Origin of the sequence: Aliivibrio sp. A6 (assembly GCF_028765505.1) — a bacterium.
GTDB classification, from domain to species: Bacteria; Pseudomonadota; Gammaproteobacteria; order Enterobacterales; family Vibrionaceae; genus Aliivibrio; species Aliivibrio finisterrensis_A.
Window position 1 is genome coordinate 61,260 of the sequence record NZ_JARACR010000004.1, and the last position, 23,212, is coordinate 84,471.

Here is a 23,212-nt window from a genome sequence, read left to right on the forward strand (position 1 = left end):
TTATTCTGTAATTTCTTTATTAATTAAACGTAAAACAGCATTAGCTGCCTGTTTATCGGCATCTTTTTGAATCCACTGATGCATCTCGGTAAACTTTTCAATCAGTTCATGATTATCACCGCATAATACTTTTTCCATTGCTGGATAAAGAAAATCAGGATGACACTCTTCTTGAATAAACTCCTGAACTAGCTCTTTACCTGCGAGTACATTCGGTAATGACACAAACTCTGTAATCGACAGCTTTTGCGCGATCCAGCCAGTCAGTTTATTTACTTGATAGCCAACCACCATTGGGCGTTTAACGAGCATGCATTCAAGAGCAACCGTTCCTGAAGCAAGTAACACTGCATCTGCTGCAGTCATTACGTTACGAGCGGTATCTTGAATAATAGTAAATTCTAATTCTGGCGCTGTTTCTTTCCAAATTGTCTCAAATTGCTCACGGCGTTTTTCATTTACCGCTGCCACAACAAATCCCATTTTAGGGTGTTGTTTATGGATACGCTGGCAGGTTTCAATAAATGGTTTGGCAATTAATGCAACTTCACCACCTCGGCTCCCCGGCAAAACCGCAAGCCATTGGCGATCTTGCTCTAGCCCAAGAAGATCTCTTGCCGCTGTTTTGTCACTGTGCATTGGAATGGCATCAGCAAGGGTATGACCAATAAATTCACAAGCCACATTGTATTTATCATAGAATGCTTTTTCAAATGGCAGAAAAGCCAACACTAGATCCGTTGCCGCATCAATTTTAAAAATACGCTTTGGACGCCACGCCCATACCGATGGACTAACGTAATGAACTGTTTTGATTCCGTTGTCTTTTAGCGTTTTTTCAAGACGAAGGTTAAAATCAGGGGCATCAATACCAATAAATACATCGGGTGGATTTTGAGTAAAGTAGCGCACTAACTCTGCTTTTACTTTCAATAGACGAGGTAAACGGCCAAGCACTTCAACCAATCCCATTACGGCTAACTCTTCCATATCAAATAAAGAATTACAGCCTTGAGCTATCATTTTTGGTCCGCCGATCCCAACAAACTCAGCATCTGGGTATTGTGCTTTAATTGACTTAATAAAGCCTTCGCCTAGCGTATCACCCGAAAGCTCACCAGCGACAATACCGATTCGTAATGGTTTGGTCATTTTTGCTCCAAAATAAAAAAGGCCTACATTGATAGGCCTTTATAATATGCTTATATTTTTCTAAACGCCGTGATTAACGAATAATACCGCGCGTTGATTTCTCAAACAAATCTAAGAAGCCTTGAAGTACTGGAAATGCTTCAATTTCTTTGTTTATTTCTACTTTCGCTTCTTCAAGCGTATTACCATTACGGTAAAGGGCTTTATAAGCTCGGCGAATAGCGTGAATTTCTGGCTTCTCAAAACCACGACGCTTTAGGCCTTCGATATTAATACCAAACGGCTTACAGTGGTTACCTTGTGCCATAACAAATGGAGGTACGTCTTGAACAACAACAGAAGCACCGCCAATAAAGCTATGAGCACCAACAGTACAGAACTGATGAACTGGAGATAGTGCAGAAACAATCGCGTAATCTTCAATTGTTACATGGCCAGCTAATGTCGCATTGTTGCCCATGATAATGTTGTCACCAACAATACAGTCATGCGCAATATGGACATTTACGCAAAGTAGGTTATCACTACCAATTGTTGTTACACCACGATCTTGAACCGTACCACGATGAATTTGAACACTTTCACGGATAACGTTACGATCACCAATGACAACCGTTGTTGGTTCGCCACTGTATTTTTTATCTTGGCTTTCTTCACCAATAATTGCAAAAGCAAAAATTCGGTTTTCTTTGCCTATTGTTGTATCGCCTTTGATAACAACATGAGACATCACTTCTGTGCCTTCACCAATCGTTACATTGCCTGAAATGTAAGTAAATGGGCCAATAGATACATTAGCTTCAATCGTTACATTACCTTCAATAACGGCTGATGGATGAATGTTAGCGCTTTCATGAATCATAATTAAAACTCTCGTCTTGCACACTTAAGTTCAGCAGAACAAACGACATCACCGTCAACTTTAGCTACACCGTTAAATAATGCGATGCCACGGCGATCTTTAATAAATTCAACTTCAAGAACTAATTGGTCACCTGGTACTACTGGCTTACGGAATTTTGCTTTATCGATACTTGCAAAGTAATACAGTTCATTCTCAGCAGGAGCACCGAATGATTTAAACGCCAATAATCCAGTTGCTTGAGCCATCGCTTCAAGAATTAATACACCAGGAAAGATAGGCATTTGTGGGAAGTGACCTGTAAATTGAGGTTCATTCACAGACACATTCTTGATCGCGTGTAAGTATTTCTCTTCTTCGAAATCAGTTACTCGGTCAACCAATAAAAATGGGTAACGATGAGGTAGTAACTCTTGGATTTCAGTAATATTTAATGTTTTATTTTCACGAGTCAAAATAGTATTCCTGTAAAACAATATCGTATCTGAACAATAGTGTAGCTCAAATAGAGTAATAATAGATAGAAAAAGGTCTGCAAAATGCAGACCAATACTTATTAATTAGAATGTAGTAAAGCTGATATTAATCAACTAGCTTTTTCTCAACGGCTTTTAGTCGCTTGTTCATTTCATCAATTTTATGAACTCGAGTCGCTGTTTTACGCCATTCTTTATTGGTTTGCAGTGGAATGCCTGATGAATACATGCCTTTTTCATCAATGCCTCTCATCACCATACCCATACCGGTGATAGTTACACCATCAGTAATTTCGATATGACCATTAATTACAGAGCCACCGCCAATAATACAGTGCTTACCAATCTTAGTACTGCCAGCAACTATAGTACCACCAGCCATCGCTGAACCAGATCCGATTTGTACGTTATGCGCAATTTGAATTTGGTTATCAATGATTACATTGCTTTCTATTACCGTGTTATCAATCGCACCACGGTCAATCGCTGTGTTGGCTCCAATTTCAACATTGTCGCCAATGATCACGGTTCCTAACTGTGGGATTTTAACCCAAGTACCTCGGTCATTCGCATAACCAAAACCATCTGAACCAATCACGGTTCCTGATTGTACGAGACACGATTCACCAAGTTCAACACGATGGTAAATAGAGACATTTGCCCATAATTTCGTATTTTTACCAATTTTGGCTTCTTGTCCAATAAAACAACCCGCACCGATAATTGCACCATCAGCAATCACTGCTTTTGATTCAATCACTGCATTATGTCCAATAGCAACGCCTTCACCAATAATGGCATCGTCAGCGATGTAAGCTGATGCGGCAATGTTTGTTGCTGGTGCAGGTGTTGTATCTAACGCTTGCGCCGCTAATGCAAACCCTAAGTATGGGTCTTTCATTATTAATGCGTTTGATTGGCAAAATTCAATATCTGCTTCTTTTACTATCACCGCAGACGCTTTGCATTCTGCTAAGTGCTTGCGGTATTTAGCATCTGAAAGAAATGTAATATCGCCTTCAGAAGCTTTACTCATCGAAGCGATAGAGTGAACAACAACATCTCCATTTCCATGAACTGTTGCACCAAGTTTTTCTGCCAATTCAGCAAGCGTAATACGTGTCATGGTGAACCTTATTTAATTGCTTTAATAACTTTTTCTGATAGGTTGTCTTCTGGTTTTGCCCAAAGCAGTGTCGCTGCATCAACAACCATATCGTAACCTTCTTTATTTGCTACTTTTTCAACAGTTTGTTGAACTTGCATAATCAGTTTTTGACGCTCTTCGCCTTGACGACGACGGTTATCTTCATCTAAAGCTTGTGCTTTTAGTTTGTAATCAGACTGAAGTGAAGCGATTTCACGCTCTAGTTTCGTTTGACCTGATGCACCAAGTAATTCACCATCACGCTTGATCGTTTCAACTTTATCTTTGATTTTCGATTCAAGGCTGCGCAACTCATCGATACGATCTTTAAACTCAGCACGAAGTTTTTCAGAAATTGCTTCACGTTGCGGCATTTGTTGAACGATCTGAGCCATATTTACATAGCCAATCTTGGTTGCTGCTTCTGCTGCATTAGCAAAAAATGAACCACTTACCAGTACTGCGCCTAAAGCGGCTGCTTTCACTAATTTTTTCAAAATCATATCCTTACTTAACTATTATCGTATATAAACTAATACAGTTTACATTAACACTTTTCTATTAGAGCTATCAATGCTTAGAAAGTTCGACCGATGGTAAAACTGAAGAATTCTTCATCATCACCTTCATAAATTTTCACAGGTTTCGCTACTGAGAATACCAAAGGTCCCATTGGAGACATCCATTGCAGCGCTGCACCGTATGAAGAACGGAAGTTACTTGGGTCTGAATAGTCGTAATAATATTGACTACCGCTTGCGATTTGGCTGTCACTATATTGCGCTTCCGTATCCCACACGCTTGCCATATCAAAGAACACACTGGTTCGAATTTGGCTTTGAGTTTCTTCGCTTGCAAATGGGGTTGGTACAATCAATTCAACACTGGCTAATGCTGTCGCATTACCACCGGTTGAATCATCTGTAACGATATATTCTGGATTGTTTCCTCCAGCAGAACCTGAACCTTGAGCATATACCGCTCTAGGGCCTACTGAGTTTGAGCCAAAACCACGTAAAGTTGTAAAACCACCAGCATAAAAGTTCTCGTAGAATGGGTACAGATTATCATTGCCATCCGTTTTCCCATAACCGTTACCATACCCTGCCTTACCACGCATTAATAAAGCAAACTCATGTTTTTTGGTTAATGGGAAATATTGGCGCACTTCATACTGCGCTTTAAAGTATTTAGCATCAGAGTTTGGCGTTGATATTTTATATGATGCACGTTGATAGTTACCTGCCGTTGGGAAGTACCCTTTATTCAGGTTATTACGCGTCCACGATAAGGTGACATCAAAGTCGTTTAAATTTAATTCGTTGTTTTTGTCATCATAAGCATCACCAACAGACTCTTTAAACTTACTTACTTGTTCATTCTCATCCAGATTACCGATTTTATTATGAGTATAGCCAACACCGATCTCGAAATAGTTCAGCTCATCAAATGGGAAACCCCACGTTAAATTACCGCCGTAACTTTGGTTGGTATAGTCAACAATACCTGCATCAGATGCTTCAAATTCGTTATAGAAGATCTTACCACCTAAACTGACACCATCAAGGTTCCAGTAAGGGTCACGGTAATCTAAACTGATGTTCTTTTGGTAATCGTTCATCATCGCATTGATACCAACACGGTTACCAGAACCAATAAAGTTATCTTGCTGAAGACCAACCTGGAAACTGACTCCTGATTCAGTACCGTAGCCGACACCAAAGTTTACGCTACCTGAGTTGGCTTCTTTTACAGAATAAACCAGATCTACTTGATCATCAGAGCCAGGAACACGAATAGTTTGTACATCAACCGTTTCAAAGAAACCTAGACGATTCAAACGATTTTTACCTGTCTCAATCGACTTTGAGTTTAACCAAGCACTTTCCATTTGACGCATTTCACGACGCAATACTTCATCTTTAGTCGAGGTGTTGCCGACAAATTTAATATCGCGAACATACATACGGTTGCCCGCTTCGACATTAATTACTAAAGATACAGTTTGGTTCTCATCATCAAATTCAGGCATGGTACGAACTTGAGGATAAGCGTAACCTGCTTCACCTAAAATACGTTTAATATTTTCTTCTAAACGAGTAACTGCAGAACCGTTATAAACGTCACCATCTTCAAAAGGAACCAGTTCTTGAAACTCTTTTTCTTTACCGATTAACTCGCCTTGGAATTTAACGCCACTAACAGTATAAGGTTCACCCTCTTTTATCGTCAGTGTGATATAAACGCCTTTTTTATCCGGAGAGATAGAGACTTGAGTTGAATCAACTTGAAACTTTAAATAACCACGATCAAGATAATATGAACGTAACGCTTCAATATCACCAGCAAGAACTTGTTTCTGATATTTTTCATCAGCTAAGAAGTTCCACCAAGCCACATCTACGTTTAGATTAAAACGTCCCAATAACTCATCATCGGTAAATACTTCATTACCAATAAAGTTAATTTGCTGGATTTTTGCCGAAACACCTTCAGTGAAAACAAACTTTAAGTCAGCACGATTACGTGGAAGTGGAGTAACAACCGCGTGAACCGTCGCGTTATACTTACCAACACTGTAATAGAAATCTTCTAACCCTTTTTCAATATTACTTAAGGTTGTTCTATCAAGTGCTTCACCAACACGAATCGATGACGCTTCTAAGTTCTGCTGCATCTGCTCTTCTTTAATGGCTTTGTTGCCAGAAAAAGAGATATTCGCGATCGTCGGACGCTCAGTAACCTTGATTAGTAATGCATTACCATCACGGTATACTTTTACATCTTCAAAGTTACCTGAAGCAAATAAAGCTTGAATGACTTGAGATACGTCTTGCTGACTCATTGAGTCGCCAATTCGAACTGGAGTTTTAAGTAATGCTGCACCTAATGCGACACGCTGTAATCCCTCGAAGCGTATATCATCCACTACAAATGTTTCTGCGCTCTGCGCTGCTACACTGCTAAACAGCAGTGAAGCAATCAACAATTTTTTCATCGCCATAATACGTTTTATAATTCCCTGCTACTACTTAAAGGCGCATAAAGTCGTTAAATAAAGCGACGGCCATTAATGACATGATCATTACTGTACCTACTTTATAACCAATCTCTTGAACTCGCTCTGGTACTGGTTTACGCGTAATGCCTTCAATAGCAAAAAAGAGTAAATGTCCGCCATCCAGAACCGGAAGAGGTAATAAATTAATAATACCTAAATTAACACTAATTAGGGCTAAAAATCCTAAAAATGATACTAACCCATATTCGGCTGTTGTCCCTGCTCCTTTTGCAATAGAAATAGGGCCACTTAAGTTATTTAAAGCGACGTCACCGGTGAACAATTTCTTTGTCATCGTTAACGTTAAATCAATAATACTGCCTGTTTTTTCAATCGCTTTCCCAAAAGCAACGATTGGACCATATTGTTTCTCATAGCGGTAGCCTTCTGGCCACTCTTCAAATATCGGAGAAACACCAGCAAAGCCTATTACCTCTCCCGTAGCCGTTTCTTTGCTGTCTGGGGTCAGAGTTAAAGCAATCTCTTTACCATCACGCATAACGGCGATAGTAACGGCTTTATTTGGATTTGCTTGTATCACATCGACCATACCTTGCCATTCAGTTAACGTTTGACCATTAGCTGAAAGTAAGCGGTCACCAACTAATAAACCCGATTTTTCAGCAGCACTGTTACTACTAACATTTGCAACATCAAGAGTTAACGCTGGGCGGTATGGAAGAAAACCAAGTGACAACATTGGAGAGTCTTTTTCTGGGTCAAACGCCCAGTTAGTTAAATCAAGACGTTTTGTCACATCAACACCGATATTCTCTTTATCGCTGTAAGTCACCGTCATTGATTCATCACCAATATGAGAAACAATGGCCATATTCACCGCTTCCCAATCGGAAGTTTGGATTCCTGAAATGGCTTTTAGTTCCACACCAGATGCAATTCCTGCTTGAGAAAATATAGAACCATTATCGACATGACCAACGATGGGTTTAAGTGCCGTCACACCAATCATGAATGCCAACCAACATGCCACAATTGCAAACAAGAAATTTGCTATTGGCCCAGCGGCAACAATGGCACTGCGCTGCCATAATGGACGATTATTAAATGCGTGTTTTTTTAACTCTTCAGGAACTTCATCAACACGTTCATCCAGCATTTTCACATAACCACCAAGCGGGATCATTGAGATACTGTATTCAGTGCCGTCTTTGCCTTTTTTGCTCCAAAGCGCTTTACCAAAACCAATTGAAAACTTCTCAACAATGACACCACAACGGCGCGCAACCCAAAAATGGCCGTATTCATGCACGGCAACAAGAATGCCTAGTGCAATAATAAATGATGCTAAATTCCATAGAAGTTCTGACATAGTTAAACCTTTTTAATTGCCTCATCGGCATAATGACGCGCCATTCTATCTAGGTCAATCAGGCTTTCCAAGCTATCTAGCTCAAGGTTTTGGAAGTTTGCGCATACTTTGTTCAAAACCAACTCATTAATTCGAGCGATATCGGTAAATTTAATTTCACCGTTTAAAAAAGCAGCAACTGACTGTTCATTTGCAGCATTTAATCCAGTAGTCGCATGCTGGCCTAAGTAACACGCATCAATCGCCAACTTTAAACATGGATAACGAGAAAAATCAGGAGCGATGAAACTAAACTCACCAACTTTGGTAAAATCTAACGGTTCAACACCTGCATTTACTCTTTTAGGGTAAGACATGGTACATGCAATGGGTGTTCTCATATCTGGTAGCCCCATTTGCGCGAGAACGGAACCATCTTTATATTGCACCATTGAATGAATCACTGATTGCGGGTGGATGATAACTTTCAATTGTTCTTTATTCGCATTAAACAACCAACGAGCTTCAATATACTCAAGGCCTTTATTCATCATGGTTGCTGAATCAACTGAAATTTTAGGCCCCATTGACCAATTTGGATGCGCAATTGCCATCTCAGGGGTAACCGCATCAAGCTCAGCGACATCAGTATAACGGAAAGGGCCGCCTGAGCCTGTTAATAAAATAGAGCTCACACCATGAGCATCAAGATCACAACGGCCTAAATTGGTTTGAATAGACTCCGGAAGGCATTGAAAAATAGCATTATGCTCACTATCTACAGGCAATAACTCAGCACCATATTGTTCAACTGCATCAATAAACAATTGCCCCGACATCACCAAGGCTTCTTTATTTGCAAGTAAAATACGTTTACCCGCTTTAACCGCTGACATAGTTGGAAGTAAACCAGCCGCACCGACAATCGCTGCCATTACGGTATCAACCTCATCAAGCTGGGCAATATGACACAAGCCTTCTTCACCAGAGAATACTTCTGCTGTGATCTGATGTGCTTTAAATTGTTCTTTTAGTTCATCAGCTGCAGATTGACACGCCATTGCGACATATTTTGGTTGCCATTCACAACAAAGTTCCAGCATCTTCTCAACATTAGATCCTGCACCTAAAGCCACAACTTCAAATTGTTCGGCGTTATGTTTTGCGACTGAAAGCGTACTACTGCCAATGGAGCCTGTTGCTCCTAAAATGGTTAACTTGCGCATAATAATTTGCCATTGAAAAAATAGAAAAACGGTAGATTATAATATCTACCGCATAAATTACCGTGACCTTAATTTCACTCTTCAATAAAGAAGAGCTATTGGTCTATAGGAAGTATAAGAAAGCAAATACTGGGAAGGCTGCTGTTAAGCTATCTATACGATCTAAAATGCCGCCATGGCCAGGGATAATGGTTCCGCTGTCCTTGATCCCAGACGCTCGTTTAAACATACTTTCAACGAGATCGCCTAACACAGAAATAATGATGGTTGCGATAAATATACCTAGCATTGCCGCGGTGCTTTCAAAACGAATATCAAACGCAGATGCTGCTGTCCAGCCAATAATAATCGCGGTAATAATACCACCAATTAATCCTTCAATAGTTTTGTTTGGGCTCACTGCTGGTGACATTTTACGTTTACCAAAAGATTTGCCAGCAAAATAAGCGCCACTATCAGCAGCCCATACCAAAAGACAAACTAGCAGTACTAATTTAGCACCGTAAAAACTGTCAAAAGCGTAGTGATCCGCGCGAAGTAGTAAAATACTCCATAAAAACGGGATCATGGTTAGCCAACCAAAAATGTGTTTTAAAGGAAGGTTGTTTTGCCACAATGCTTTACTTTTGGGAAAAGTAAGTACTAACCCTGATGCAATTAACCACCAAATTGAACCGATAAGCAGTACTGCTTGGTGGCCATCACTTGGTATTGCAAGTTCTAGTGTAGAGGTAGGCAATAAGAAAAGAGATGCCGCTAAGGCCGCAACAGAAGGAATTAAAGCTATATAACGAGATTTTGATTCAGTAAACTGAGTCCACTCCCAAAAGCCTACTAAGGTAATTGCAGCAATAGCAATAAGAAAGCCCTGCATTGGTAACATAAAAATGCCAGCAATAACCAAAGGGGCTAAGATAAGAGCGGTAATAATGCGCTGTTTCAAACTTTATTGATCCTTTTCGTTCATTAGAGCTTGGATTTGTTCACCGGTACACCCAAATCGTCTTTCTCGACTTACAAACCAAGCTACAGCATCTGCTAAGCTTTGCTCGTTGAAGTCTGGCCAATATTGGTCAGTGAAATAGAACTCAGCGTATGCCATTTGCCACAACATAAAATTACTTATACGGCACTCACCACTGGTTCTTACCATCAAATCCACATCAGGCAAATCTGACATCATTAACTCAGATGCTATCGCAGCTTCATCAATGCTGTCTGCCTGTAAGTTGCCTTGCTCTACTTGATAAGCAAGACGTTTTACTGCTTGGGTGATATCCCATTTCCCGCCATAATTCGCCGCGATATTTAGTACTAAGCCTGTATTTTCAGCAGTTACAGCTTCAGCCTCTAGGATCTTCTTCTGAAGACGTGTACTAAATTGAGAAGTATCACCTATAACACGTAATTGAATATTATTTTTATGGAGACGTTTTACTTCACGTGAAAGAACCGTGATAAACAACTCCATAAGAACACTAACTTCTTCTTCAGGACGACGCCAATTTTCACTACTAAAAGCAAAAAGTGTTATGGCACGGATTCCTAATTTACTGGCTGCTGATATGGTTTTTCTTACCGCATCAACACCCGCTTTATGACCAAATACACGAGGCTTTCCCTGAGCTTTCGCCCAACGTCCATTACCATCCATAATTACCGCAATATGCTTGGGTAATACTTCTAATGATAAAGACTCGTTATTCATTTGACTGGCCATATAACTCCCTTAAAAATAAAAGCGCTAATGTCTACACATAGCGCTTCTTATCGTGTTCATCACAGATATCATATCATTATTTAAATAAAAACATCAGTCTGAACAATGAGTAATAAAAGTAAATTATACTTCCATTAACTCTTTTTCTTTAACTGCAAGTACTTCATCAATACTCTTAACGGCAGCATCAGTTAATTTTTGGATCTCATCTTGTGCTTTACGATCGTCATCTTCTGAGATTTCTTTCTCTTTTAGAAGTGCTTTAACGTCACCGTTAGCATCACGACGGATGTTACGAACAGCAACACGACCATTTTCAGCTTCACCACGAACGATTTTAACTAGGTCTTTACGACGCTCTTCAGTTAGCGGTGGAAGTGGTACACGAATTACTGTACCAGCAGACATTGGGTTTAGGCCAAGATCTGACATCATGATTGCTTTTTCAACAAGACCAGCAAGTTCTTTATCGAAAACAGTAATTGCAAGAGTACGAGAATCCTCAGCAATAATGTTAGCAACTTGATTAATAGGTGTTTTAGCACCATAGTATTCTACTGAAAGACCAGCAAGAAGACTTGGATGAGCACGGCCTGTACGAATCTTTAATAGATTGTTTTTCAGTGCTTCTACACTTTTTTCCATGCGCTCTTGAGCGTCTTTTTTGATTTCGTTAATCACAACTTCACCTTAATTGTTATTTTTATTTCGGACTATTATTTAGCGTTACTGATTAGAGTACCTTCAGCTTCACCCATAACAACGCGACGTAATGCACCAGGTTTGTTCATATTGAACACACGAATTGGCATTTCGTGATCGCGAGCTAGAGTAAATGCAGCTAAGTCCATAACTTTTAATTCTTTTTCAAGAACTGTGCTGTAATCCAGTTTATCATACAATTCAGCGTCTGGGTTAGATACTGGATCAGCAGTGAATACACCGTCTACTTTCGTTGCTTTTAATACTACGTCAGCTTCAATTTCAATGCCACGTAAACACGCTGCTGAATCTGTCGTAAAGAATGGGTTACCAGTACCTGCAGAGAAGATCACTACACGACCTTGACGAAGTTGAGCGATTGCATCCGCCCAGTTGTAATCGTCACATACACCTTTAAGAGGAATCGCTGACATTACACGAGCATTCACATAAGCACGGTGAAGCGCATCACGCATTGCAAGGCCATTCATTACCGTTGCTAGCATACCCATGTGGTCACCTACAACACGGTTCATACCTGCTTCTGCAAGGCCTGCACCACGGAAAAGGTTACCACCACCGATTACAACACCAACTTGTACGCCAAGTTCAATCAGTTCTTTTACTTCTTGAGCCATACGCTCAAGTGTTGCAGGGTCGATACCAAAACCCTCTTCGCCTTGAAGTGCTTCACCACTAAGTTTTAATAGAATACGCTGATATACTGGTTTCGGGTTCGTCGTCATGGTTCTTACCTTTTCACTAAGAGTTGTCGAAATAACTGTAGCCTTTTGATATTAGAACTTAAATACACAAAAGGGCACAATTATCATCATAACTTGTTATTTATTGAGCATTCACAAAAAGACCGCAGCATGGCCACGGTCTTTTTTATCAACAATACGAAAGGATTAACCTTTTTGTACTGCAGCTACTTCGTCAGCAAAGCTCATTTCAGCCGCTTTCTCGATACCTTCACCAACTTCTAGACGTACGAAGTTAGATACTGATGCGCCTTTTTCTTTAAGAATTTCAGCAACAGTTTTCTTAGGTTCCATGATGAAAGCTTGACCTGTTAGAGAAACTTCGCCCGTGAATTTCTTCATACGGCCGATAACCATTTTCTCTGCGATTTCTTGAGGCTTGCCTTCGTTCATAGCGATTTCAACTTGAACAGCTTGCTCTTTTGCTACTACTTCAGCTGGTACGTCAGATGGGTTAACGTAATCAGGCTTAGAAGCAGCAACGTGCATAGCGATGTGCTTAAGTGTTTCAGCTTCGCCTTCACCAGCAACAACAACACCGATTTTCTCACCGTGACGGTAAGCAGCTAAAGCAACACCTTCAACTAGTTGAACGCGACGGATGCTGATGTTTTCGCCGATTTTAGTTACTAGAGCGATACGAGCATCTTCAAATTTAGCTTGAAGCGCTTCGATGTCTAGACGTTCTGCTAGAGCAGTTTCAGCAACTTCGTTAGCAAATGCTAGGAAGCCTGAGTCTTTAGCAACGAAGTCTGTTTGACAGTTAACTTCAAGAAGAACAGCAACGCCAGCTTCTTCTTTAATGATGATTGTGCCTTCAGCAGCGATGTTGCCTGCTTTTTTAGCCGCTTTTGCTGCGCCAGATTTACGCATGTTTTCGATCGCTAGCTCGATGTCGCCTTCAGCTTCAACAAGTGCTTTCTTACATTCCATCATACCAGCAGCAGTACGTTCACGAAGTTCTTTAACTAGAGCAGCAGTTACAGTTGCCATTCTCAATTCCTCAATATAAATAGGTATAAAGTTAAAAATCAGGGGCCAAATTGGGCCCCTGCTAACTATTTTTAGTTTACTACGAAACCAAAAGACTCACTAGGAGCAAATAATATTTTCGACGAATCGAAATATTATTCAGCTTCTACGAAACCGTCTTTTTCAGCTACAGCTGCAACGTCTTGGTTACGACCAGACTTTACAGAATCAGCAGCAGCGTTTAGGTAAAGTTGGATAGCGCGGATTGCGTCATCGTTACCTGGGATAATGTAGTCAACGCCATCTGGGTTTGAGTTAGTATCAACAACAGCAAATACTGGGATACCTAGGTTGTTTGCTTCTTTAACTGCAATGTGCTCGTGATCAGCATCGATAACAAATAACGCGTCTGGAAGACCGTTCATGTTTTTGATACCGCCTAGAGATTTCTCTAGTTTTTCCATGCTACGTGTACGCATTAGCGCTTCTTTCTTAGTAATTTTCTCAAAAGTACCGTCTTGAGATTGAACTTCGAATTCTTTTAAACGCTTGATAGACTGGCGAACAGTTTTAAAGTTAGTAAGCATGCCGCCTAACCAACGGTTGTTCACGTAGTACTGGTCACTGTTGATTGCAGCTTCTTTAACAGCTTCAGATGCAGCGCGCTTAGTACCAACGAAAAGAACTTTACCTTTTTTGTTACCGATTTTAGCAAGTTCTGCTAAAGCTTCGTTGAACATTGGTACAGTTTTTTCTAAGTTGATGATATGAACTTTGTTACGAGCACCAAAGATGAATGGCTTCATTTTTGGGTTCCAGTAACGAGTTTGGTGACCGAAGTGAACACCAGCTTTAAGCATATCGCGCATTGATACAGTTGCCATTTGAGAATTCCTCTATTAAATGGGGTTAAGCCTCCACATACCCCGCTTGTAATCCGACCCTAACCATTTGATAAAAAATCAAAAAAGTTGAGCACCCCGGACAGCGTGACGGTATGTGTGTGATTTAAAATTAAAGTATAGTCGGTATTGAGAACAAATTGTTCACCAATCCGGCGCGCTTTATACCATAAAAACGCGGCTAAAATCTACCCTTTTCACATAATTCACTACGATTAAACGATCATTTGACTGATCCACGCTCTCAGTTCACCTTATAATTGAAAGATAAAGATTGGCTAGGTAAACTAAGAACCATTATCGTTTAATACGATTTATTTTAGATAGAGAAAAGCCCATGTCAGTAAAAATTAAAAACGCCGCTGAAATTGAAAAAATGCGCATAGCCGGTCAACTGGCCGCAGAAGTACTCGAGATGATTGAACCTTATGTAAAAGCAGGGGTTACCACTGAGGAACTTAACCAAATTTGCCATAAGCACATTACTGAAGTGCAAGGGGCTATCCCTGCACCACTGAACTACCATGGCTTCCCTAAATCTATTTGCACATCAATCAATCATATTGTGTGTCACGGCATTCCAGCAACACAAGATGAGCAATACAATGGTTTCGTAAAACCTGCGGTTTTAAAAGATGGTGATATTCTTAATATCGACATTACTGTAATTAAAGATGGCTATCATGGCGATACTTCTAAGATGTTTTTAATTGGCGACGTAAGCGCTACCGATAAGCGTCTATGTTTAATCGCTCAAGAAAGCTTATATGTTGGTATGCGTAAAGTGAAACCGGGTGTAAAACTTGGTGAGATTGGCACTGCTATCCAAAAATACATTAAAGGTACAACACCTAAATGTTCAATTGTTCGTGATTATTGCGGTCACGGCATTGGCTCTGAATTCCATGAAGAGCCTCAAATTGTTCATTATAAGAATAACGATCGAACCATTTTAAAAGAAGGCATGACCTTCACTATCGAACCAATGATTAACCTAGGTAAATTTGGTTGCCTACAAGACGATAATGATGGTTGGACAGTTTATACTGGTGATGGTAAGAATACCGCTCAGTGGGAACATACTATTTTGGTTACAGAAACCGGTTGCGAAGTATTAACACTTCGCGCTGAAGAAAGTATCCCTCGTCATATGAACAATAAATAATCAAACATTAAAATAAACAGAAGGCTTCGGTCTTCTGTTTTACATTAGCAAGGATTGCTATGAACTATACATCTCCTCTTGCTTTATCTGATCAGCAACTCACGATTACAGAGCTAAAACATCAGCTTGCCCTTTTCTCTCAATATCAAATTGATTGCTTCCATCAAAGTTTACCAGTGTCAGACTTAGTGCTACAACGTGCTGATTATTTTGACCAATTACTGTCTCGCCTTTGGGCTTTCTTTGCATTCAATGACGCCTCAGACACCTCTCTCATTGCCGTTGGTGGTTATGGGCGCAGTGAACTTCACCCTTTGTCTGATATTGATATCCTATTGCTTACCAAAGGAAATACTGACGAGGGATTTTGTCAAAAAGTCAGCCATTTCGTTACCTTACTCTGGGATTTAAAGCTAGAAATCGGCCACAGTGTTCGAACTTTATCTGAATGTATCGAAATTGGAAAAAGCGATTTAACCGTAGCGACCAATTTACAAGAAGCGCGTTATATCTGCGGAGATAAAGAACTTGCCCATCAATTGAAACTGAATATTCACTCAGATAGTTTCTGGCCAAGTGAATCCTTTTATCAAGCTAAAATTGATGAGCAAAAAAAACGCCATAGTCGCTATCACGACACCACTTACAACTTAGAGCCCGACATTAAATCAAGTCCTGGTGGGCTGAGAGATATTCACACCCTTAGCTGGATTGCTCGACGTCATTTTGGAGCAACGTCTCTGCTTGAGATGAGCCAAGCTGGTTTCTTAACAGACGCGGAGTATCGAGAATTATTAGAATGCCAAGAGTTCTTATGGCGCGTTCGCTTTGCTTTGCATATTGAGCTAAAGCGTTACGATAATCGGCTCACCTTTGGCCATCAAGCTTCTGTCGCTGAACATTTAGGTTTTATCGGTGAAGGCAACCGTGGTGTCGAGCGCATGATGAAAGAGTTCTACCGCACTTTACGACGTGTTGCAGAACTTAATAGCATGCTATTAAAAATATTCGACCAAGCTATCCTTAACCAAGGTGAACAAACCAAAGCCATTATTATCAATAATGATTTTCAACGTCGCGGTCGTCTTATTGAAGCAAGAAAGCCTGCTTTATTCCAAGCTCGTCCTGATACCATTCTGGATATGTTCTTATTAATGGCCAGTGACTCTAGTATTGAAGGGGTTTCCCCTCCAACAATGCGACAATTACGCACAGCTCGACGCCGTTTGAATCGTTTTTTATGTGATATCCCAGAAGCGCGTGAAAAATTTTTACAACTAACTCAACACCCAAATGCGCTCCATAATGCCTTTAGTTCAATGCATAAGTTAGGTGTTATCTCTGCTTATTTACCTCAATGGAGCCACATTGTTGGACAAATGCAGTTTGATTTATTTCATGCCTATACCGTAGATGAACATAGTATTCGCTTACTAAAACACATTAATAAATTTTCAGACCCAAAAAACCGAGAAAAACACCCTATTTGCTGCGAAGTCTATCCAAAAATGATTAAAAAAGAACTATTAATCATCGCGGCTATCTTTCATGATATCGCCAAAGGACGTGGGGGAGATCACTCAGAATTAGGTGCCGTCGATGCTTACGAGTTTTGTATTATTCATGGACTTTCAAAACCCGAAGCAAACTTAGTCTCTTGGTTGGTAAAAAGTCATTTATTGATGTCTGTCACTGCACAGCGCCGTGATATTTATGATCCTGATGTGATAACCGAGTTCGCCAAACAAGTTCGAGATGAAGAACGTCTCGACTATTTAGTTTGCCTGACCGTTGCCGATATTTGTGCAACTAATCCTGATCTTTGGAACAGCTGGAAACGCTCTCTAATTGCTGATTTATATAATGCGACTCAAAGAGCCCTGCGTAGAGGGTTAGAAAACCCACCCGACCTGCGTGATCGTATTCGCCATAATCAACACATGGCTTCAGCTCAACTTAGATCTGAAGGATTTACGCAATGGCAAATTGAAGATTTATGGCGTCGCTTTAAAGCTGATTATTTCTTGCGTCATACCCATCAACAAATTGCATGGCACGCAAGCAACCTTCTGAATCATTCAGACATAGAGAAGTCACTCATTCTCATCAGTAAAAATCCAACTCGTGGTGGCACAGAAATATTTATCTACAGTAAAGATAAAGCTCACCTATTTGCCACGGTTGCAGCGGAATTGGATAGACGCAGTATTACTATCTATGATGCTCAAATCATGTCGAGTAAAGATGGTTACGCGCTTGATACCTTCATGGTTTTAGATCAAAACGATGACCCTATAGATGAAGAAAGACAACAGCGCTTGATTGCTCAACTGTATGCCGTTGAACTTGAAACCCAAGAAACTCACATCAAAACACGTCGCCCACCACGTCAGCTACAACACTTTACAGTAAAAACACGTATGGAGTTTTTACCTACAAGAACAGGAAAGCGAACATTGATGGAATTTGTTGCATTGGATACACCTGGATTACTCGCTACCGTCGGCGCTACCTTCGCTCAGCTTGGCATTAATCTTCATGCTGCAAAAATCACAACCATTGGTGAGAGAGCTGAAGATTTATTTATATTAACCTCAGATCTTGGCGGACGACTAGATGATGAAAAGCAAGCGGAACTAAAAGCAGCATTAATTGAAAATGTTGATAACCTTATCAATTAATGTTTTTGCATAATAATAATGGAGTTAGCTATGTACCCACACTTAATTAACCTTGGAATATCAGATCCTGAGAAAATAGAGCGTTACTCTCTACGACAAGAAGCACAAAAAGACGTATTAAAAATTTACTTTGGTAAGCAAAAAGGCGAACTTTTTGCAAAGAGTGTAAAATTTAAATACCCGCGCCAAGTAAAAAATGTTCTTGTTGATGGCGGCAGTCATCGCTATAAAGAAACCACTGAAATTAACCGTAATCTAACGCTTATTATCGATGAGCTAAATAAAATCACTCGTCCTGAAAAAGAAACGGCCGCGGATGTAAAAAAGAAAATATTGAAAGATCTTCGCCATTTAGAGAAAGTTGTTGCAAGCAAAATTGAAGAAATCGAACGTGATTTAGACAAACTATAATTGCTGTTATACCAAAATAAAAAAATGGACCGATTAAGGTCCATTTTTTATGAGTTCAATATCAAGCAAGTCCTTTACGGCATTTGCTCAAATTCTTCCTCACCTTCTTTATCAACAGGTGTTGGCATTAGGTGCTCACGAGTGATGCCTAATTTCAGAGCCAATGCTGATGCTACATAGATAGAAGAATAGGTACCGATCGTGATACCTAATAGCAATGCAAGCGCAAAGCCATGGATCATCGCACCGCCCTGAGTGAACAATGCAATAACTACAAATAGCGTCGTTGCTGATGTAATTAATGTACGGCTTAATGTTTGTGTAATCGCATCATTAATAATGTCGTTAGAATCACCCTTACGCATTTTCAAGAAGTTTTCACGAATACGGTCAAATACAACAATGGTATCATTCAAGGAATAACCCACCACCGTTAACAGTGCCGCGATAATCGTTAAATCAACTTCAATTTGTAAGAAAGAGAAAATACCTAACGTAATGATAATATCATGTGCTAATGCCAATACCGCACCAGCAGCTAAACGCCATTGGAAACGCATCGAAACATAAGCCAAAATACATAACAAAGAAACGAGAATAGCTAAACCACCCGCCTCTGTCAGTTCATCACCCACATTTGGACCAACGAACTCAATACGACGCATCTCTACTTGTTCACCAGTGCCTTCTTTAATTGCACTGATGATTTGGTTACCTAACTCTTCGCCTTTTACGTTTTCACGAGGTTGAAGACGAACGATAACATCACGTGCAGTACCAAAGTTTTGAACCGTTGCATCACCAAAACCTTTCGCTTCTAACGCACTACGGATATCTGGTAGTTGTGCTGGCTGCTCAAAGCCCACTTCAATCAGAGTTCCACCCGTGAAGTCTAAGCCCCAGTTTAACCACTTTGTCGATAATGTTGCGATAGAAGCAACAATCATCAACATTGAGAAAAGAAAGGCAGCTTTAGACCAACGCATAAAGTCGATCGTTTTCTCTGCTTTCATTAATTGAAACATAATAATGAGTCCTTAGATCGACAGCTTGTCTACGCGCTTACCGCCGTAAACTAAGTTAATCACACAACGAGTACCAACAATCGCAGTAAACATTGACGTTAAAATACCGATAGATAACGTAACAGCAAAACCTTTAATTGCGCCAGTACCTACAGCAAATAGGATGATAGCCGTAATTAACGTTGTGATGTTCGCATCGGCAATCGTACTGAAGGCATTCGCATAACCTTGGTGAATCGCTTGTTGTGGATTACGCCCATCACGCAGCTCTTCTCGAATACGCTCGAAAATAAGTACGTTAGCATCGACTGCCATACCTACCGTTAATACGATACCGGCAATACCAGGAAGCGTCATCGTCGCACCAGGGATCATCGACATAACACCAATGATTAATACCAAGTTTGCCATTAAGGCTAAGTTCGCAACAAGACCAAAACCGCGGTAATAAACCAAAGTAAAGATCATTACTGCAACCATACCCCAAATACACGCTTGAATACCCATATCGATATTCTGTTGACCCATTGATGGACCAATCGTACGTTCTTCAACAATCGAGATAGGTGCAATCAGAGCACCAGCACGAAGTAGAAGTGCTAGGTTATGAGCTTCAGCTTGAGAGTCGATACCTGTAATACGGAAGCTACGGCCAAGTGCTGATTGAATCGTTGCTTGGTTAATCACTTCTTCCGTCTTAGAAAGAATAACGCGACCTTCAGGTGTACGACGACCACTGTCTTTGTACTCTGTAAATACCGTCGCCATTAGCTTACCGATATTTTTACGAGAGAACGCAGTCATCTTGCTGCCACCTTCACTGTCTAGTGAGATGTTTACTTGAGGACGGCCATACTCATCAGCGCTTGAACTTGCATCTGTAATGCTTTCACCGCCAAGAATGATACGCTTTTTAAGAACAACTGGACGACCATTACGATCTTCTTTGATCTCACTACCTGCTGGCGCTCGACCATTTGCAGCTGCAGCAAGATCCGCTCTATCATCCACTTCACGGAATTCCAGAGTCGCTGTTGCACCTAAAATTTCTTTTGCTCGCGCTGTATCTTGTACACCCGGTAGCTCAACTACGATGCGACTTGCACCTTGACGTTGAACAAGCGGTTCAGCAACACCTAATTCGTTCACACGGTTACGAATAATCGTAATGTTTTGCTCAACCGCATAATTACGAATTTCTTGTAGGCGCTGATCTGTAAATCTTGCTGTTAATTTGAATTGACCATTTGATTCAGATTCTACAAAGGTCATATCACGATGAACATCAGACAATACTTTTTTGGCTTCAGCTAATTGCTCTTGATCACGAAGTACCACTTCAATCGCATCTTTTCCAGAATCACGAATCGCACGGTAACGGATCTTAGCTTCACGAAGATCAGTACGGAAAGATTCTTCTTGTTGACCAATTAGCTTAGTCATTGCCGCATCCATGTCGACTTCCATTAAGAAGTGAACACCACCACGCAAATCTAGACCCAGCTTCATTGGTGCAGCACCAATAGATGTCAACCAGTCAGGAGTAAGCGGAGCAAGGTTTAATGCAACAATGTAATCTTTACCTAACGATTCATTGATAATATCTCGAGCACTGATTTGGGAATCAGTATCGTTAAAGCGAACAAGAACACTGCCATTTTCGAATGCAATAGACTTATACGCAATGTCATTATTTTTTAAGTTTTCAGCAACAACATCCAGCGTTGAGGTTTGAACCTCTGTACCACGACTACCCGTGATTTGAACTGCTGGATCTTCACCATAAAGGTTTGGAAGTGCATAGAGAGCTGAGATAAGTAGCACTGAAACTACCATCAAATACTTCCATAAAGGGAAACGGTTTAACACAGCGATGTCCTTAACGAAAAATACCCCCTAACCGAAGTTAGAGGGTACAATTTTTATAGTGATTTCAGAGTGCCCTTTGGCAGAACAGCTGAAACAAAGTCTTTCTTAATTGTTACTTCGTTATTTGCGTTAAGCTCAATTACGATGTAATCATTTTCTTCAGATACTTTAGTGATTTTACCCACTAAACCACCCGCAGTAAGAACTTCATCGCCTTTGCCCATAGAAGACATTAGGTTCTTATGCTCTTTTTGACGTTTCGCTTGTGGGCGATAAATCATAAAGTAGAAGATAACTGCAAACATACCAAGCATGATAAACATTTGCATACCACCGCCTTGTGGTGCTTCACCAGCTGCGTGAGCTTGAGAGATGAAAAAACTCATTTAATAACGTCCTCGTATCTAATTTTAATTTCCAGTTTCTAAAATGTGACCATACACATATCTAGTAGATATATGGGTGATAACTCTGTTTTTAAAGGTCTTTTAATGGCGGAACTTCACGATCGCGACGTGCGTAGAATTCTTCTACGAACTGCTCAAAGCGCTCTTCTTCCAAAGCCTTACGAATGCTCGCCATAATACGTTGGTAATAACGTAAGTTATGGATCGTATTTAAACGAGCACCTAAAATTTCATTACAACGATCTAGGTGATGTAAGTAAGACTTGCTGTAATTCTGACAAGTATAACAATCACACTCAGGATCTAATGGTGTTGTATCTGTTTTATGTTTCGCATTACGGATCTTGATCACACCGCCAGTCACAAATAGGTGACCATTACGTGCATTTCGAGTTGGCATAACACAGTCAAACATATCAATACCGCGACGAACGCCTTCAACCAAGTCTTCTGGTTTACCAACACCCATTAGGTATCGTGGCTTATCTTCAGGTAATTGTGGACATGTATGCTCTAAAATGCGGTGCATGTCTTCTTTTGGTTCACCTACTGCTAGGCCACCAACAGCATAACCATCAAAACCAATCTTAGTTAACGCTTCAACAGACACATCACGCAAATCTTCGTATACACCACCTTGAACAATACCAAACAGTGCATTCGGGTTTTCTTGACGATCAAATTCATTACGGCTACGGTCAGCCCAACGAATAGAACGCTCCATTGAGATACGCGCTTCGTCATGCGTTGCTGGGTACGGAGTACATTCATCAAAAATCATAACTACGTCAGAACCAAGATCGTATTGGATTTGCATTGATTTCTCAGCATCCATAAAGACCTTATCACCGTTTACAGGGCTACGGAAATGTACACCTTCTTCAGTGATCTTACGTGTTTTACCAAGACTAAATACTTGGAAACCGCCTGAATCCGTTAAGATAGGGCCTTTCCAATTCATGAAGTCATGTAAATCACCGTGCAGTTTCATGATCTCTTGACCAGGGCGTAACCATAAATGGAACGTATTGCCTAGTAAGATCTCAGCACCAGTACCTTTCACTTCTTCCGGAGTCATCCCTTTAACAGTACCGTAAGTACCTACAGGCATGAATGCTGGTGTTTCAACCGTACCACGGTCAAATTGTAATTGACCACGACGTGCGCGGCCTTGTTTTTTGAGTAGTTCGTACTTCACGAAACCTCCAATAAGCCAGAGAAACAATCTGACAACTTGTTTAATTTGCGACATTAATAAAACATTAATGCCACACCTCCATAAAACTAAATAATGCAGTTTATATGGTCGAAAACGTCCTGTTTTCCTACTTTCACTGGCTCCGTGAGTGAAATTTCAATCT

21 protein-coding genes are annotated in these 23,212 nt (G+C 40.4%); 3 read left to right on the forward strand and 18 right to left on the reverse strand.

The genetic code is table 11. The annotated features are described in order from the left end of the window. From lpxB to rpsB, 14 genes are all read right to left on the reverse strand, one after another. Entirely contained in the window at window positions 1-1,152 is a 1,152-nt protein-coding gene (gene lpxB / locus PVK70_RS03715; RefSeq protein ID WP_130047700.1) for a lipid-A-disaccharide synthase, read from the reverse strand. A 73-nt stretch (window positions 1,153-1,225) separates the two neighbouring features. Then, on the reverse strand, window positions 1,226-2,014 hold the full coding sequence (gene lpxA / locus PVK70_RS03720; RefSeq protein ID WP_130044047.1) for an acyl-ACP--UDP-N-acetylglucosamine O-acyltransferase: 789 nt from the start codon (window positions 2,012-2,014) through the stop codon (window positions 1,226-1,228). A 2-nt stretch (window positions 2,015-2,016) separates the two neighbouring features. Then, window positions 2,017-2,469 (reverse strand): 3-hydroxyacyl-ACP dehydratase FabZ, encoded by a 453-nt coding sequence (gene fabZ, locus PVK70_RS03725; RefSeq protein ID WP_130047701.1) that lies wholly within the window; start codon window positions 2,467-2,469, stop codon window positions 2,017-2,019. 127 nt (window positions 2,470-2,596) lie between these two features. Continuing rightward, entirely contained in the window at window positions 2,597-3,616 is a 1,020-nt protein-coding gene (lpxD, locus tag PVK70_RS03730; protein WP_130047702.1) for a UDP-3-O-(3-hydroxymyristoyl)glucosamine N-acyltransferase, read from the reverse strand. Between the two features lie 8 nt (window positions 3,617-3,624). Continuing rightward, a complete protein-coding gene (locus PVK70_RS03735) occupies window positions 3,625-4,140 on the reverse strand; it encodes an OmpH family outer membrane protein (protein ID WP_130044044.1) in 516 nt (171 codons plus the stop codon). Between the two features lie 74 nt (window positions 4,141-4,214). Then, window positions 4,215-6,641 carry an outer membrane protein assembly factor BamA gene (gene bamA, locus PVK70_RS03740; protein ID WP_130047703.1) on the reverse strand — a complete coding sequence of 809 codons (2,427 nt, stop codon included), beginning with the start codon at window positions 6,639-6,641 and terminating at the stop codon, window positions 4,215-4,217. Window positions 6,642-6,669: 28 nt separating this feature from the next. After that, window positions 6,670-8,028, reverse strand: a complete 1,359-nt coding sequence (gene rseP / locus PVK70_RS03745; RefSeq protein ID WP_130047704.1) for a sigma E protease regulator RseP — start codon at window positions 8,026-8,028, stop codon at window positions 6,670-6,672. Between the two features lie 2 nt (window positions 8,029-8,030). Then, window positions 8,031-9,233, reverse strand: a complete 1,203-nt coding sequence (ispC, locus tag PVK70_RS03750) for a 1-deoxy-D-xylulose-5-phosphate reductoisomerase (RefSeq protein WP_130047705.1) — start codon at window positions 9,231-9,233, stop codon at window positions 8,031-8,033. Window positions 9,234-9,336: 103 nt separating this feature from the next. Continuing rightward, window positions 9,337-10,176 carry a phosphatidate cytidylyltransferase gene (locus PVK70_RS03755; RefSeq protein ID WP_130044040.1) on the reverse strand — a complete coding sequence of 280 codons (840 nt, stop codon included), beginning with the start codon at window positions 10,174-10,176 and terminating at the stop codon, window positions 9,337-9,339. A gap of 3 nt (window positions 10,177-10,179) precedes the next feature. Beyond that, a complete protein-coding gene (locus PVK70_RS03760) occupies window positions 10,180-10,941 on the reverse strand; it encodes an isoprenyl transferase (protein WP_207216401.1) in 762 nt (253 codons plus the stop codon). Window positions 10,942-11,076: 135 nt separating this feature from the next. Further along, window positions 11,077-11,634 carry a ribosome recycling factor gene (frr, locus tag PVK70_RS03765; protein ID WP_130044038.1) on the reverse strand — a complete coding sequence of 186 codons (558 nt, stop codon included), beginning with the start codon at window positions 11,632-11,634 and terminating at the stop codon, window positions 11,077-11,079. Between the two features lie 35 nt (window positions 11,635-11,669). Continuing rightward, window positions 11,670-12,401: a UMP kinase gene (pyrH, locus tag PVK70_RS03770; RefSeq protein ID WP_130047707.1), complete on the reverse strand. Its 732-nt coding sequence runs from the start codon at window positions 12,399-12,401 to the stop codon at window positions 11,670-11,672. Between the two features lie 165 nt (window positions 12,402-12,566). Then, a complete protein-coding gene (gene tsf / locus PVK70_RS03775) occupies window positions 12,567-13,412 on the reverse strand; it encodes a translation elongation factor Ts (RefSeq protein WP_130047708.1) in 846 nt (281 codons plus the stop codon). Between the two features lie 134 nt (window positions 13,413-13,546). Next, window positions 13,547-14,275 (reverse strand): 30S ribosomal protein S2, encoded by a 729-nt coding sequence (gene rpsB, locus PVK70_RS03780; RefSeq protein WP_130047709.1) that lies wholly within the window; start codon window positions 14,273-14,275, stop codon window positions 13,547-13,549. 355 nt (window positions 14,276-14,630) lie between these two features. Here rpsB and map point away from each other — a divergent pair, with 355 nt between their 5' ends. The 3 genes from map to PVK70_RS03795 are packed head-to-tail and all read left to right on the forward strand — an operon-like array spanning window position 14,631 to window position 18,550. Beyond that, window positions 14,631-15,458: a type I methionyl aminopeptidase gene (gene map, locus PVK70_RS03785; protein ID WP_130044034.1), complete on the forward strand. Its 828-nt coding sequence runs from the start codon at window positions 14,631-14,633 to the stop codon at window positions 15,456-15,458. Window positions 15,459-15,517: 59 nt separating this feature from the next. After that, window positions 15,518-18,139 (forward strand): bifunctional uridylyltransferase/uridylyl-removing protein GlnD, encoded by a 2,622-nt coding sequence (gene glnD, locus PVK70_RS03790; protein ID WP_130047710.1) that lies wholly within the window; start codon window positions 15,518-15,520, stop codon window positions 18,137-18,139. A 30-nt stretch (window positions 18,140-18,169) separates the two neighbouring features. Beyond that, window positions 18,170-18,550, forward strand: a complete 381-nt coding sequence (locus tag PVK70_RS03795) for a DUF3461 family protein (RefSeq protein WP_130044032.1) — start codon at window positions 18,170-18,172, stop codon at window positions 18,548-18,550. A gap of 74 nt (window positions 18,551-18,624) precedes the next feature. Here the strand turns inward: PVK70_RS03795 and secF are convergent, their stop codons facing one another. From secF to tgt, 4 genes are all read right to left on the reverse strand, one after another. After that, window positions 18,625-19,575 carry a protein translocase subunit SecF gene (gene secF / locus PVK70_RS03800; RefSeq protein WP_130044031.1) on the reverse strand — a complete coding sequence of 317 codons (951 nt, stop codon included), beginning with the start codon at window positions 19,573-19,575 and terminating at the stop codon, window positions 18,625-18,627. A gap of 12 nt (window positions 19,576-19,587) precedes the next feature. Beyond that, on the reverse strand, window positions 19,588-21,444 hold the full coding sequence (gene secD, locus PVK70_RS03805) for a protein translocase subunit SecD (protein WP_130044030.1): 1,857 nt from the start codon (window positions 21,442-21,444) through the stop codon (window positions 19,588-19,590). A 53-nt stretch (window positions 21,445-21,497) separates the two neighbouring features. Further along, window positions 21,498-21,830 carry a preprotein translocase subunit YajC gene (gene yajC / locus PVK70_RS03810; RefSeq protein ID WP_130044029.1) on the reverse strand — a complete coding sequence of 111 codons (333 nt, stop codon included), beginning with the start codon at window positions 21,828-21,830 and terminating at the stop codon, window positions 21,498-21,500. 91 nt (window positions 21,831-21,921) lie between these two features. Then, window positions 21,922-23,049, reverse strand: a complete 1,128-nt coding sequence (tgt, locus tag PVK70_RS03815; protein ID WP_130047711.1) for a tRNA guanosine(34) transglycosylase Tgt — start codon at window positions 23,047-23,049, stop codon at window positions 21,922-21,924. Between the last annotated feature and the right edge of the window lie 163 nt (window positions 23,050-23,212).

What these genes read in the sequence shown, in the direction of transcription:
- lpxB (WP_130047700.1), bottom strand. Translation starts at nt 1,152, where the DNA reads ATGACCAAACCATTACGAATCGGTATTGTCGCTGGTGAGCTTTCGGGT.
- lpxA (WP_130044047.1), bottom strand. Translation starts at nt 2,014, where the DNA reads ATGATTCATGAAAGCGCTAACATTCATCCATCAGCCGTTATTGAAGGT.
- lpxD (WP_130047702.1), bottom strand. Translation starts at nt 3,616, where the DNA reads ATGACACGTATTACGCTTGCTGAATTGGCAGAAAAACTTGGTGCAACA.
- PVK70_RS03735 (WP_130044044.1), bottom strand. Translation starts at nt 4,140, where the DNA reads ATGATTTTGAAAAAATTAGTGAAAGCAGCCGCTTTAGGCGCAGTACTG.
- bamA (WP_130047703.1), bottom strand. Translation starts at nt 6,641, where the DNA reads ATGGCGATGAAAAAATTGTTGATTGCTTCACTGCTGTTTAGCAGTGTA.
- rseP (WP_130047704.1), bottom strand. Translation starts at nt 8,028, where the DNA reads ATGTCAGAACTTCTATGGAATTTAGCATCATTTATTATTGCACTAGGC.
- ispC (WP_130047705.1), bottom strand. Translation starts at nt 9,233, where the DNA reads ATGCGCAAGTTAACCATTTTAGGAGCAACAGGCTCCATTGGCAGTAGT.
- PVK70_RS03760 (WP_207216401.1), bottom strand. Translation starts at nt 10,941, where the DNA reads ATGAATAACGAGTCTTTATCATTAGAAGTATTACCCAAGCATATTGCG.
- pyrH (WP_130047707.1), bottom strand. Translation starts at nt 12,401, where the DNA reads ATGACGACGAACCCGAAACCAGTATATCAGCGTATTCTATTAAAACTT.
- tsf (WP_130047708.1), bottom strand. Translation starts at nt 13,412, where the DNA reads ATGGCAACTGTAACTGCTGCTCTAGTTAAAGAACTTCGTGAACGTACT.
- rpsB (WP_130047709.1), bottom strand. Translation starts at nt 14,275, where the DNA reads ATGGCAACTGTATCAATGCGCGATATGCTTAAAGCTGGTGTTCACTTC.
- map (WP_130044034.1), top strand. Translation starts at nt 14,631, where the DNA reads ATGTCAGTAAAAATTAAAAACGCCGCTGAAATTGAAAAAATGCGCATA.
- glnD (WP_130047710.1), top strand. Translation starts at nt 15,518, where the DNA reads ATGAACTATACATCTCCTCTTGCTTTATCTGATCAGCAACTCACGATT.
- PVK70_RS03795 (WP_130044032.1), top strand. Translation starts at nt 18,170, where the DNA reads ATGTACCCACACTTAATTAACCTTGGAATATCAGATCCTGAGAAAATA.
- secF (WP_130044031.1), bottom strand. Translation starts at nt 19,575, where the DNA reads ATGTTTCAATTAATGAAAGCAGAGAAAACGATCGACTTTATGCGTTGG.
- yajC (WP_130044029.1), bottom strand. Translation starts at nt 21,830, where the DNA reads ATGAGTTTTTTCATCTCTCAAGCTCACGCAGCTGGTGAAGCACCACAA.